General features: G+C 70.2%; 12 protein-coding genes. 5 read left to right on the top strand and 7 right to left on the bottom strand.

The genetic code is table 11. The features are described from left to right. Window positions 1-11 precede the first annotated feature (11 nt). Window positions 12-779, bottom strand: coding sequence for an ESX secretion-associated protein EspG (locus K1T34_RS13495; RefSeq protein ID WP_220244606.1), 768 nt, complete (start codon window positions 777-779; stop codon window positions 12-14). Between the two features lie 133 nt (window positions 780-912). On the opposite strand from K1T34_RS13495, the gene K1T34_RS13490 reads away from it, so the two are divergent. Together K1T34_RS13490 and K1T34_RS13485 are read left to right on the top strand one after the other, a co-directional pair. After that, complete coding sequence (locus K1T34_RS13490; protein WP_220244605.1) at window positions 913-2571, top strand: AMP-binding protein; 1659 nt, start codon at window positions 913-915, stop codon at window positions 2569-2571. Window positions 2572-2634: 63 nt separating this feature from the next. Beyond that, on the top strand, window positions 2635-3693 hold the full coding sequence (locus tag K1T34_RS13485; protein ID WP_220244604.1) for a hypothetical protein: 1059 nt from the start codon (window positions 2635-2637) through the stop codon (window positions 3691-3693). Between the two features lie 109 nt (window positions 3694-3802). On the opposite strand, the gene K1T34_RS13480 is transcribed toward K1T34_RS13485, so the two are convergent. Then, window positions 3803-4771, bottom strand: coding sequence for a R2-like ligand-binding oxidase (locus tag K1T34_RS13480; protein WP_220244603.1), 969 nt, complete (start codon window positions 4769-4771; stop codon window positions 3803-3805). Between the two features lie 16 nt (window positions 4772-4787). Then, entirely contained in the window at window positions 4788-5408 is a 621-nt protein-coding gene (locus K1T34_RS13475; protein ID WP_220244602.1) for a TetR/AcrR family transcriptional regulator, read from the bottom strand. Window positions 5409-5510: 102 nt separating this feature from the next. Between K1T34_RS13475 and K1T34_RS13470 the strand changes: the two genes are divergently transcribed. After that, a complete protein-coding gene (locus tag K1T34_RS13470) occupies window positions 5511-6116 on the top strand; it encodes an HAD family hydrolase (RefSeq protein WP_220244601.1) in 606 nt (201 codons plus the stop codon). Between the two features lie 3 nt (window positions 6117-6119). On the opposite strand, the gene K1T34_RS13465 is transcribed toward K1T34_RS13470, so the two are convergent. After that, window positions 6120-6350, bottom strand: coding sequence for a hypothetical protein (locus K1T34_RS13465; protein WP_220244600.1), 231 nt, complete (start codon window positions 6348-6350; stop codon window positions 6120-6122). 131 nt (window positions 6351-6481) lie between these two features. Here K1T34_RS13465 and K1T34_RS13460 point away from each other — a divergent pair, with 131 nt between their 5' ends. After that, window positions 6482-6868 (top strand): cold-shock protein, encoded by a 387-nt coding sequence (locus tag K1T34_RS13460; RefSeq protein WP_220247185.1) that lies wholly within the window; start codon window positions 6482-6484, stop codon window positions 6866-6868. 58 nt (window positions 6869-6926) lie between these two features. Here K1T34_RS13460 and K1T34_RS13455 read toward each other — a convergent pair whose 3' ends face one another. The 3 genes from K1T34_RS13455 to K1T34_RS13445 are packed head-to-tail and all read right to left on the bottom strand — an operon-like array spanning window position 6927 to window position 10250. After that, entirely contained in the window at window positions 6927-7403 is a 477-nt protein-coding gene (locus tag K1T34_RS13455; protein WP_220244599.1) for a DUF2771 family protein, read from the bottom strand. Window positions 7404-7413: 10 nt separating this feature from the next. Next, window positions 7414-9414: an MFS transporter gene (locus tag K1T34_RS13450; protein ID WP_220244598.1), complete on the bottom strand. Its 2001-nt coding sequence runs from the start codon at window positions 9412-9414 to the stop codon at window positions 7414-7416. A gap of 38 nt (window positions 9415-9452) precedes the next feature. After that, window positions 9453-10250 (bottom strand): glutaminyl-peptide cyclotransferase, encoded by a 798-nt coding sequence (locus tag K1T34_RS13445; protein WP_255638491.1) that lies wholly within the window; start codon window positions 10248-10250, stop codon window positions 9453-9455. A gap of 50 nt (window positions 10251-10300) precedes the next feature. Here K1T34_RS13445 and K1T34_RS53275 point away from each other — a divergent pair, with 50 nt between their 5' ends. After that, the gene (locus tag K1T34_RS53275) at window positions 10301-12517 is read left to right on the top strand and encodes a DUF3027 domain-containing protein (protein ID WP_255638490.1); all 2217 of its coding nucleotides are present in this window, start codon (window positions 10301-10303) and stop codon (window positions 12515-12517) included. Window positions 12518-12519 lie beyond the last annotated feature (2 nt).

Here is a 12519-nt window from a genome sequence, read left to right as displayed (position 1 = left end):
TCGCAGGCGACCTACCGGAGCCCTTCTTCGATGGTCTCAAAAAGCCACCTTCGCAGGTGAGACCCGTCAGATGGCACGAACCGCAGCCGGAAGCCCCCATCGCGGAGCGGCTCGGAGAACGTGACGTACCGGCCGCCATCCGTATCGACGAACGTGGCCGTCGAGACGGGGCGGAGGGTGCCGTGGCGGGGGCGCAGGGACAGTTCCACCGTGCCATGCCGGTGCAGGGGCCACTGGGAGTAAGAGCCCAGAGCGTCCCGATCGCGGCGAGACGGAGCCGAGGTGAAATCCCGGTCTGAAAAGTCCGAAGCATCCGAATCTGAAGAATGCCGAGCCGGAGCCTGCGTAAGAGACACCGGAGCAACCGGCAGTGGCGGATAGGTCGGGAACATGCTCAACACCGTCTCCACCAGCCGATCCGGTCGCGTCTGCTGGAACCGGATCCCGTCGGGCTCGGACGACGAAAACACCCCCAGCCCCTCGCCGATGCAGGCCCGGTACAGCACCGTCCCGGAAGGCAACTCGGCGGCGCGGACGATGATCAGCACCTCAGGCCGCGTCCAAGCCTGCAAGGTAGTCAGAACGTCATGGTCCAGCTTGTCCGCATGAGCCAACCCCCGCGAACGCAGCGAAGCCCATGCCTCATCCGACAGCCGCTTGTGCTCATCCAGAGTCAGCCCAGGGCTGCGGATTTCAAAGGGGTGCCACGAAGCCGGCAGGCCACTGCGGCGGACGGCGACGTCGACTTCGGTCCAGCTCAGGGAGAACTCCTCCGGCACGGCCCAACCCCAACCCCTCGTGAAACGAACCCGCACCGAGCGTAGCGGAAGGTGGGTGCCCGGCCGGGTGGTCGTCGAACCCCCGGGTTCCTAGACTCGCGGGTGTCGACGAAGACCCCACCGGGAGGCAACCATGCCCGACGCGCCCGCCCTGCCCAGTTACGCCTCCGGGACGTCCGACGTCCCCCTGCTGGGTGACACCATCGGGGACAACTTCGACCGCACCGTGGCCGCGTTTCCCGAGCGCGACGCGATGGTGGACCGCGCGGCCGGCACGAAATGGTCGTATGCCGACCTCAAAAAGGACGTCGACCAGCTCGCGCACGGGCTCGTCGCGACCGGGATCGGCAAGGGGGACCGCGTCGGGATCTGGTCGCCGAACCGGGCGGAGTGGACGCTCCTCCAGTACGCGACGGCCAAGATCGGCGCGATCCTCGTCAACATCAATCCCGCGTACCGCTCGCATGAGCTGGAGTACGTGCTCAACCAGTCCGGTGTGCGGATGCTCGTCGCGGCGGACAAGTTCAAGACGTCGGACTACGCGGCGATGGTGGAGCAGGTCCGGCCGAACTGCGCGGGGCTCGAGGTCGTGGTGCTGCTGGGCACCGACGCGTGGACGGACCTCATGGCCAAGGGTGCGGGTGGCGACCCGGAGGCCCTGGCCGAGCTCCAGAAAAACCTGAGCGCCGACGACCCCATCAACATCCAGTACACCTCCGGCACCACGGGCTTCCCCAAGGGTGCCACGCTGTCCCACCACAACATCCTCAACAACGGCTACTTCGTCGGCGAGCTGTGCAACTACACCGAAGAAGACCGCGTGTGCATCCCCGTGCCCTTCTACCACTGCTTCGGCATGGTGATGGGCAACCTCGCGTGCACCAGCCACGGCGCGTGCATGGTGATCCCGGCGCCGGCGTTCGACCCGCGGGCGACGCTGGAGGCCGTGGAGGCGGAGCGGTGCACGTCGCTGTACGGCGTGCCCACGATGTTCATCGCGGAGCTCAACCACGCGGACTTCGGCGAGTTCGACCTGTCGTCGCTGCGCACCGGGATCATGGCGGGCTCGCCTTGCCCGGTCGAGGTGATGAAGCAGGTGATCGACCGGATGGGCATGACGGAAGTGTCGATCTGCTACGGCATGACGGAAACCTCGCCGGTCTCCACACAGACGCGCGCGGACGATTCGGTGGAGCGCCGCGTGTCCACGGTCGGCCGCGTCGGGCCGCACCTCGAGTCCAAAGTGGTCGATCCCGAGACGGGCCTCACCTTGCCGCGCGGCGTGCCCGGCGAGCTCTGCACGCGCGGCTACTCCGTGATGCTCGGTTACTGGGAACAGCCCGACAAGACGGCCGAGGCGATCGACGCCGCGCGCTGGATGCACACCGGCGACCTCGCCGTGATGGACGAGGCCGGCTACCTCAACATCACCGGCCGCATCAAGGACATGGTGATCCGCGGCGGCGAGAACGTGTACCCGCGCGAGATCGAGGAGTTCCTCTACACGCACCCGGACGTCCTCGACGCACAGGTCATCGGCGTGCCCGACGTCAAGTACGGCGAAGAGCTCATGGCCTGGATCCAGGTGCGCGAGGGCGCGCAGCCGCTCACCGCCGAGGCCGTGCGCGAGTTCTCGCAGGGCAAGCTGGCGCACTACAAGATCCCGCGCTACGTCCACATCGTCGACGGGTTCCCGATGACCGTTACGGGCAAGGTGCGCAAGGTCGAGATGCGCGAGCAGTCCGTGACGCTGCTGGGCCTCGAAGACGCCGCTTCGGCGAAACACGCATAGGGCAGGCAACCGGACAACAGGGTCGCGCGTGTTCCCCCTCGGAGACCGACGAAGGGGAACATCGTGAAGGTCACCCGAAGAGTGTTCGCCGCGGGGGTCGCGGCGGCGACGATCACCGTGCTCGCACCAGCGGCCGGCGCCATGGCCGCGCCGGCCGGGCCGATCGAGCTCGCGCCACGGGCGGGCGACACCTACACCGGGATCGAGGCGATCAACGACCGCGGCACCGTCGTGGGCGAGTCCTACCCGCGTGAGACGCGGATTCTGTACCACCCGATGAAGTGGTCGACCACCGGCGAGGCCACCGCGCTGCCGACGCTCGGGGGCGCGCTGGGCCAGGCCGTGGCGGTGAACCAGGCTGACGTGGTCGTCGGCGTCGCCGACGACGGGCAAGGCGCTCAGCGCGCCGCTCGCTGGGCTGCTGACGGCACCGTCACGGAGCTGGCCACCTCAGGCGTGGGCGGTGGCGCGGACGCGATCAGCGACACCGGCCGCATCGTGGGTTCTTCCTACGACGGCACTTTTCCCACGCGCTGCTGTGGGAGCGCGACGGCACCGTCCGCGAGCTGCCCGGCCTGCCCGGCGGCGGCTCGACGTGGGCCGACGAGATCACGCCTGACGGTCGCCGTCGTCGCCGGTACCGCCGACGACGCGGGCGGCGACACCCACGTCGTGCGCTGGGACGAGCGCGGCCGGATCACCGACCTCACACCGGAGGGCGAGTACGGCCGTGTCGTCGGGATCTCCCGTGACGGCACGATCACCGGCTCGATCACGATCGGCGGCAACCCCGTCGCCAAGCGGTGGGACCCCTCGGGCCGCGTTGTGACGCTGGGTGGAACCGAGCGCCGAGCTCGGGGTACACGTCGGGGATCAGCGACAACGGCACCGTCGTCGGGATCGTCGACCCGGACTTCGGCGGCAGCTACGCGACGCGATGGGACCGTGCGGGCCGCCCGACGTACTTGCCGAGCGACACCCGCAACGCGGCCGCCAACGCCATCAACCGCGCCGGCACGATCGTGGGTCAGGCCGAGGGCGTCGGCGCGAAGTGGGCGCCGGACGGCACTCGCACGAGGCTGGAACCGTTGCCGGGCCACACTTCCGCGGCGGCGCTGCTGATCAACTCGCGCGGCGTCACCGCGGGGATGTCTTACGGCGACGTCTGGCACGGCGTCATCTGGAGGTGACGCGGCGGGCCGTCCCCGAGGGGTCGGGGACGGCCTGTGCGTCAGGAAGCTGCTGCAGCGGCTTCCGCCAGCGTCTTCTCGTCTTCCTCCCCGAAGGTCTCCTCCAGCTGCTCCGGCGAGTAGTCCAGGTCGATCTGCTCCACCGGCGTCCCGCGGGCCGATTCGATGGCGCCCAACCGCCGTTGCGCGCGGTCGGCCGCGTACTGGACGAACTCCTGCGGGTCGTTGTCGAACGGGACTTCCTCGAACTGGTCCTGCACCCACTGGATCATGTTGAGCGCGTGCGGCAGCAGTTCGCCCATGCGCTGCTGCACTGCGTCCCACATCGAGTCGTCGGCGGCGACGTGGCGGCGGCAGGTGAAGGTGCCCCACGCCATGTGGCGGCGTTCGTCGTCGCCGATGCGGCGGACGAGGTCCTGCATGCCGGGCAGGATCTGGTTCTGGGTGCAGATGAGCTGCCACGAGTAGTAGCCCGTCAACGCGAGACTGCCCTCGATCACGTGGTTGTACGTGACGCTCGCGCGGATCTGGTTGAGGGGACTGGGATCGTCCTCCAGGGCGCGCAGCGACTGCGGCAGCTCTTCGTAGAAAAGCTTGCGGTAGTGGGGGTTTTCGGCGACGTACGGGTGCAGATCCTCGTCGAGGCCGACGGCGTCCATCCAGCGGCGGAAGACCTCGACGTGCTTGGCCTCCTCGAAGCAGAACTGCGTCAGGTACATCTCGTCGCTGAATCGGCCGGTCGAGGACATCGCGCGCATGAAGGGCTGGATGTCCTCCGTCACGGCCTCCTCGCCGGCGATGAACTGCGCCACGAGGTATGTCGTCGAGCGGCGCTGCTCCGGCGTCAGGCTCTCCCAGCCCTCGCGTTCGCGGCTGAAGTCGAGGTCGGCGGGGTTCCAGAACTTCTTGTTGCCCTTCACGAACAGGCGCAGCGGGAACGAGTCCCAGTTGAGCCCACCCTTGCGCAGCGACGAAAACCCGCTGCGCAGCTCGGGAAGCGTGTCCGTCATGTCCGGCCCCTTCGTGTCACTCCATTGTGGACGATTCCGTGGACGAGTCTGTCGGTGAAAGGAAGTTTTCGATCGCCGGCGCCAGAACCGCCACCACGGCGTCGGCCGCCTCGGTCGCGGCGTGCGTCGGCAGCACCAGGTGGCTCAGGGACAGCCGCACCACGGTCTCCGCCAGCAGTGCGGCGGACTTCTGCGACAGGCGGGGCTCCAGCGAGCGGTACTGCTCGGTCGCCAGGTCGGCGGCGGCCGTGAGGATGGGCTCGCCCTTGGTGGTGAGCAGGGGGAGCAGGTCCTCGCCCGCCTCCGTGCCGAGGGCGGCGGCGACGAGCCGGTTCTCGCGGGCGTGCTCGATCGTGTAGACGACGGCGCCGTGGATGCCGGGGATCAGCCCGTCGGCGCTCTCGAAGCGGCGGCGGATGCCGTCGAGGAACTCCGCCGCCGTACGCAGCGCCACGGCCTGCGTGAGCGCCGCCTTGCTGCCGAACTCGTTGTAGACGGTCTGCCTGCTCACGCCGGCGCGCGCCGCGACGTCGGCCATGCGAAGCGCCTGGTAGCCGCGGTCGGGGAGCAGATCCGCGGCCGCGTCGAGCAGTGCTTCGCGCAGCGATGCCTTGGTGCGCTCAGTGAAGCTCGTCACACCGTCAGCTTGACACAGATCGCGGTCGTGTCAAGAGGGTTTACTGACCACAATCGGATGTACAAGCCGGTTCTGTCGGTGGTCCCCGCTACCGTGGCGGACGTGGGCATCACCGTGGGCTTCGACCTGGACATGACACTGATCGACCCGCGGCCGGGCATGGTCGCGGCGATGAACGCGCTGGGCGCGGAGTCGGGCCTGCCGCTCGACGGCGACCACTTCGCCGCCAACCTCGGCCCGCCGCTCGACGACATCCTGCGCGGCTTCGAGGCGCCCGAGGAGCGGATCCCGGGCCTGGTGGATCGGTTCCGCGCGCTGTACCCCGGCCTCGTCGTGCCGAGCACGGTCGCGCTGCCGGGCGCGGCGGAAGCGCTGAAGGCCGTGCGCGCGGCGGGCGGGCGCACGCTCGTGGTCACCGGCAAGTACGGGCCCAACGCGTGCCTGCACGTCGAGGCGCTCGGGCTTGAGGTCGACGAGCTCGTGGGCGAGCTGTGGTCCACGCAGAAAGCCGTGGCGCTCAAGGAGCACGACGCGCGGGCGTATGTCGGAGATCACCTCGGCGACGTCCGGGGTGCCCGCGCGGCCGGCGCGCTCGCGGTCGGCGTCACCACCGGGCCGTGCACGAGGGAAGAACTGCTCGCCGAGGGAGCCGACGTGGTGTTCGGCTCGCTGACGCAGTTCCCGGAGTGGTTCGCCCGCGCGTTCTGAGGCTCAGCCGTGCTTGCCGGCGCGCGCCTCGCGGACCAGCGCGATCAGGCCGAGCAGCAGGCCCAGCGGCGTCACCACGCCGGCCACCGCGCTGAGCCACACCGGCAGGTTCTCCAGACCGGCGGCGAACATCACGAAGACGGCCAGCACGGCGAGCAGCCCGATGGCGAACAGGCCGATCCCGATCCGCATGAGGATCGGTTTGCCCGCGGTCTGCTTTGCTGCGTTGTCCATGGCGCTGAGGGTAACGGCCGTATCCGCTTCTCCCCAGGGCATGTGGCGAGATACGCTAAGCGGACGCGCGCCCTGGGTACGCCCGGGGCGCGTTCGTCGTGAGCAGCACAGCAGAAGGACTGGTGAGGGAAGTGCCGACCGGCAAGGTCAAGTGGTACGACGCGGAGAAGGGTTTCGGGTTCGTCACGCAGGACGGCGGAGCCGACGTCTACATCCGCAAGGCCGCGCTGCCGCAGGGCGTCGAGGGGCTCAAGGCCGGGCAGCGGCTGGAGTTCGGCGTCGCCGACGGCCGTCGCGGGCCGCAGGCGCTCTCCGTCCGGCTGCTGGACCCGCCGCCGTCGGTCGCCGAAGCACGCCGGCGTCCCGCCGAGGAGCTGCACGGTCTGATCGAGGACATGATCAAGCTCCTCGAGCTGAAGGTCCAGCCGGACTTGCGCCGCAACCGCTACCCGGATCGCAAGAACACCAAGCAGATCGCGGAGATCATGCGCGCGGTCGCCCGGGACATCGACCCTTAAACCTGCATCTTTTGCGGTGAAAGGGCACCTCGACGGGTGCCCTTCACTCGTCGTGCCGTCAGGCGGGCTGAACCTGCAGCGACCACAGGGCCGAGGTGATCGGCTCCGCGTCGTTGGGGTCGCCCGTGCGGCTGACCACGGTGGCCTGCGCGATCTCCACCACCACGATCTGGTCGTCCTTGGTGGGCGGGGTCGCGGTGTAGGCGTAGCGGTCGCCGCTGGTGATGATGTCTTCCTTCAACGGCTGGGGCTGGCCCTTGCCGTTGACGAACTGCACCGTCACCTTCCACGGACCTTCCGCGACCTCCTTCGGCACGGAGATCTGCACGGACTTGCCCGGGCGCAGCTTCAGCGTGCCCGCGGCGCCGGGGTTGGCGGCGCAGATGCCGGTCTTGACGTCGCAGTTGCCGATCGGCCCGACGTTGATCGTGTGCCCATCGCCATAGAACGTCACCTCGGCCGGCCCTGGCGCCGAGCAGCCGGCCACGGCGAGACCACCGGCCGCGAGCACGGCTACCAATCGGGAACGTCGCATGGTCCGAAGATTACCGGCGCTCTCGGGACGCGCCCTGCGCGGGGAAGCTGCCGGTCGGTTCGGGCCGCAGTGGCCGGTTTCCGCCCAGTCCCGGCACGAGCGAGCCGCCGCGCTGCACGAGGTAGGTCTGCGTGAGGCCGACGCCGAGCAGCACCGTGACCACGAGGAAGCCGATCCAGTACGTCGGCGGCAGCAGCAGACCGACGGCGCCACCGAAGCACCAGGCCAGCTGCAGCACCGTTTCCGAGCGCCCGAACGCCGACGCGCGCGACTGCTCGGGCAGATCTTCCTGGATCACGGCGTCGAGGCTGATCTTCGCAAGCGCGCTCGCCGTGGCGCCGACGAGGCCGACGACCGCGGCCGTCGCGAGTCCGGGCAGGAGCGTGGCGATGAGCGTCACACCCGCGCACGCGGCCACGCACCACACGATCACCTGGTCCGGCGCGCCGAACTGCAGGCGTGAGCCCAGCGCGTTGCCGACGAAGCCACCCGCCCCGGCCGCGGCGCCGATGATGCCCAGCAGGAGCAGCTGCATGAACGGGCTGTGGCCCGTGCCCTCCGTCTGCGCCTTCACCGCGAACGCGGCGAACATCATGAGGAAGCCGGTGAGCACGCGCACGGATCCGTTGCCCCACAAGGCGACCACGATGTGGCGGCCCATCGGCTGGCGCTGCTTCTTCTGCGTCGGTTCGGGCCGCGCCGACAGCGACGTCGGCACCTCGCCCTCGGTCACCTCGACCCACGACGGGATCCGCATCGACTGCACGGCCGCGGCCACGCAGATCAACGCGGTGAACCACAACGCGCCGGCGGAACCGCTGATCGCGTTGACACCGCTGGCCAGCCCGCCGAACACGCCGGCGGCGACGAGGCCGAAGATCGTGAGCCGCGCGTTGGTCTTCGACAGCGTGATCTCCGGCGGCACCACGCGCGGCGTGATGGCGGCCTTGAGCACGGTGAACGACTTCGACAGCACCATCATCCCGAGCGCGGCGGGGTAGAGCAGCCAGTCGTCGAAGTGCAGGGCCATGACCACGGCCATCAGGCCCTGGCCGATCGAGGCCACGCACATCGCGAGGCGGCGGCCGCGCTGGATCTTGTCCAGCGCCGGGCCGATCACGGGCGCGACGAGCGCGAACGGCGCGATGGTGATCAGCAGGTACAGCGCCACTTTGCCCTTGCTCTCGCCGCTGGTGGCGGCGAAGAAGAGCGTGTTGGCGAGCGCGATGGCCATGGCGGCGTCGCTGGCGTAGTTGAGCATCACCGCGTACATCAGCGACGTGAGGCCCGACTTGTCCGCGCCGTCGGCCTTGGTGGCGCGCTGGAACATGCCGATGGCCTGTCCGCTCAGCTGCCGGCTGCGCAACGCGGCGACGCGCGTGACGGTGATCTTCTTCGGCAGCTTCGGGATCGAGCCGGCACCTGGGACGGCGGTGGTGCGCAGTTCCTCGTCACGTTCGGGGTCGACGCGGGGTTCGCCGGCGTAGCCGCCGGTGTCGTAGTGCTCGTACTCGCTGCTGCCGGGCCGAGGGCTGTCTTGGCGGGGCCGGACGGGCTCGGTGCGGCGGTCTTGCGACGGGTACGGCCGCGCGCCCCTGGGTGGCGGCGGTCGGTGGCCGAGGGGGACGGCGCCGGTGGGGGCCTCGTCGGCCGTCGGGGTGCGGGGCTCGTCGTAGAACGGGCTTCGGGCGCGCGGCTCCCGGCCTTCGGGCGGGAGCCGCTCAGGACGAGCGCGGGGTTCGTACCGCTCTTCGTGCCGCTCGGGCCGTGCGCGCGGCGGGTCGGCCGGGACGCGCCGGGTCGGGGGTTCCGCCGCGACGCCCCGGGTCGGTGGTTCGACCGGGTGCGCGGCGGGGTCGACGCGGGTGGGCTGCGGCGAGTCGCGCCAGGAGCGGGCCTGGGCGGCGCTGGGCTCCGGCGTCCACTTGCGCTTGGACTTCCGGCCGCGACCCTTGCCCGACCGCCCGGAGAAGGTGCCGTCGGGTTCGGAGTGCGAACCGAAGAGTGCCACGCGTCAATCCTGCCTCATCCGGGTGCCGTTCCGCCCGATCACGTGCCGTTCTGTGTCCCGGCGGCGCCGGCGGGGACGAACTTCACCCGGTACATCGCGGGCCAGAGCTTGCCCGTGACGAGGAATTCGTCGGTGCCGGGGACGGCCGCGATGCCGTTGAGCACGTCTTCTCCGGGGTTGACCGGGGTGCGGAGTCCGCCGGCGTCAATGCGTCCGGTGATGTGTCCGGTTTTGGAGTCGATGCGCAGGATGGTGCCGGTTTTCCACACGTTCGCGTACACCGTGTCACCGACACACTCGAGTTCGTTGAGCTGGTCCACGCCGACGTCGACGCTCCCGGTGATCGCAAACGTCTGCGGGTCACGGAACGTGAGCTGCGAGGTGCCGTTGCTCATGACCAGCCGGCCGCTGGGCTGGTGGCACAGGCCCCAGCCCTCGCCGTCGAAGGGCACGCGGCGCAGCTCGGCCAAGGTTTTCGAATCGCGTTCGATGGCGAAGCCGTCCTGCCAGGTCAGCTGCCACAGCTTGGGCCCGAGGATCGTGATGCCCTCCGCGAACAGCGGCGACGGCAGCGCCACGCGCGTGGTGGGCTTCTGGCCGGCGGCGCCCGCGGTGAGCGCGGACGCGCCGGAGAGGCCGCGGCTCTCGTACAGCGTCGTGCCGGCGAACTCGAGGCCCTCGGTGAAGGCCGACGTGTCGTGCGGCAGCGTCTGCAGCACCTGCACAGTGAGCTCTTCGGGCGGGGGTTGTGTCGCCTGCGTGCCGGCGCAGCCGCCGAGCAGAGCCACCGCCAGCAGCGGCCAGATCAACGGGGTTCGCGTCAGGGGAGTGCGCACGGGAACAGCCTGGCACGGGCCGCGCGGATGCGTGCGGCACAATTGGGGCCATGACGTTGCTGTTGACCCTGGACGACGGCTCTATCCAGCGGAAGCTCGCGGACGCGGAAGACTTTGCGCGCGAAGCTGTGCTGGCGGACGCCCCGGCCGAGCAGGTCGGCGAGCACGTCGCCGTGACCTCCGAGGACGCCGTCTCGGCGACCCACCTGTTCGAGGCGTCGGTGCCCGGCTACCACGGCTGGTGCTGGGCCGTGACGGTCGCCGTCGCCGGCCTGGACGAGCCGGTGACCGTGAGCGAGCTCGCCCTCCTGCCCGGCCCGGACTCCCTGGTCGCACCCACGTGGGTTCCCTGGGAGCAACGCGTGCGCGCCGGCGACCTCGGCGTGGGCGACATCTTCCCCACCGACAAGGACGACCCGCGCCTCGCGCCCGCGTACCTGCAGTCCGACGACCCGGCCGTCGAAGAGGTCGCCCACGACGTCGGCCTGGGCCGCGTCCACGTCCTCTCCCGCTACGGCCGCCAGGACGCCGCCACCCGCTGGCACGGCGGCGAGTTCGGCCCGCGCTCCGACATGGCCCGGAGCGCTCCGGCGACTTGTGGGTCCTGTGGGTTTTTCGTGCCGCTCGCCGGGTCTCTGCGCGGAGCGTTCGGGGTGTGCACCAACGACATCGCCCCGGCGGACGGCCACGCGGTGGACGTCGAGTACGGGTGTGGGGCGCATTCCGAGGTGGAGGTGGAGATCACCTCGTCGATCCCGGTGGCGGAACTGGTTTATGACGATTCGTTGATCGACTTTGTGTCGGATGGTGAGCCTGAGGCCTCTGCGGCTGCTGCTTCGTCGTCAGAGGTGGCTGCGGAGGCTTCGTCGGCTGCTGCTGAAGAGGCTTCCACCGCGGCGACGGTGGAGCCGGAGGCTGCTGCTGAGGTTGCTGCTGTTGAGGTCGCTGTCGGGGAGGCTGCCTCGGCTGGGATCACCGAAACCCCGGCCGGTGAAACTCTCGCGACGAACGCGGCTGCGGAGACTGCTTCGGCCGCTTCTTCGGACACGATCGCAGCGGACGCTTCGCAGGCCGCGGTCTCTGCCGAGCCGGCCGCCGATGCTTCGGCGGACTCGATCGCCGTCGCCGAGCCGACTGCGGTTGCCCCGGAGCCGGAAGCAACTTCCGACACCACGGCTGCGCCCGCGGAAGCCGAGGTGGTTTCGACGACCTCAGCTCCCGAGTCGGCGCCCGCCGAACAGGACGCCGAGGCTTCGGCCGACTCGATCACCGAGCCGACCGCGGTCGCCCCGGCGCCGGATGCAGCCGCCGACACTGCGGCCGCGACCTCGCAGCCTGAGGCGACTGTCTCTGCCGAGCCGGTTGCGATGACCCCGGCTCCGGAGGCGGCTTCCGCCGCCGAGGCTGGGACTGCGGACCCGGAGGCGATTGCCTCGGCCGAACCGGCCGAACCGGCCGCGACGGCCTCGGCTTCGGAGGCGGCTTCCGCCTCCGAAGCGGCGGGGTCGCCCCCGGCTGTCTCGCCTGAGGTCGAAGCTGCCGAGCCGGCGGTGGAAGAAGCGCCTGCTGACTCGGTCGCTGAAGTTGCGGCGGCCGAGGCGGATCCCGCCGCCGAGCCCGCCGCTACCCCGGCGGCCGATGCGGTTGAGGACTCCGCAGCTGTGACCTCGGAGCCCGAGGTCGTTGCCCCCGCTAAGCCAGCTGCTGCGGCCTGGGAAGCGGTGGGGCTGTGGGCGGATCACACCGCCGAGCAGGGTTCGGAACCGGCTGACGAGGCTCACGCCGGAGCTTCTGAGGAAGCTGCCACCGAGCTGGCTGCTCCGGATGGCGCGGGCGCGGAAACCACAGCGGTCGCCGACCTTGCGGCGCCCGAGGCCCAGGCGGTTTCCGCGGCCGACGAGATCGCGGAGAGCGCGGCGCCGGAAGCGGCGACGGTCGAGGAGTCGGCTGCGGAGTCGTTCGAGGAAGCTGCCGGCGATTCCGCCGAACCCTCCGACGCAACGAACGCGACCGAAGCCACCAACGTCGCCGAAGCGCGCGAAGATGCCGAAGCGATCGGAGCGAGCCCGGCCGCTGAAGCTGGCCAGGCCAGCGACGCGAGCGACGCCAGCACGGTGGCCGAAGCCGCCGAGCTGGGCCAGGTTGCCGAAGCAGGCGAAGCGGCTCACGCCGCCGAAGCTGGCCAGGCCACCGAAGCGGACCGCGTAGCCGAAGTACAGGCCGGCGAGGGTGACCTGGGCACTGAGAGTGGTGACGGCCCCCGGTGAAT

The organism is Amycolatopsis sp. DSM 110486, from assembly GCF_019468465.1.
Taxonomy (GTDB): Bacteria; Actinomycetota; Actinomycetes; order Mycobacteriales; family Pseudonocardiaceae; genus Amycolatopsis.
This window is presented reverse-complemented; position numbering and strand designations above follow the sequence as displayed.

What these genes read in the sequence shown, in the direction of transcription:
- K1T34_RS13490 (WP_220244605.1), top strand. Translation starts at nt 913, where the DNA reads ATGCCCGACGCGCCCGCCCTGCCCAGTTACGCCTCCGGGACGTCCGAC.
- K1T34_RS13455 (WP_220244599.1), bottom strand. Translation starts at nt 7,403, where the DNA reads ATGCGACGTTCCCGATTGGTAGCCGTGCTCGCGGCCGGTGGTCTCGCC.
- K1T34_RS53275 (WP_255638490.1), top strand. Translation starts at nt 10,301, where the DNA reads ATGACGTTGCTGTTGACCCTGGACGACGGCTCTATCCAGCGGAAGCTC.
- K1T34_RS13465 (WP_220244600.1), bottom strand. Translation starts at nt 6,350, where the DNA reads ATGGACAACGCAGCAAAGCAGACCGCGGGCAAACCGATCCTCATGCGG.
- K1T34_RS13480 (WP_220244603.1), bottom strand. Translation starts at nt 4,771, where the DNA reads ATGACGGACACGCTTCCCGAGCTGCGCAGCGGGTTTTCGTCGCTGCGC.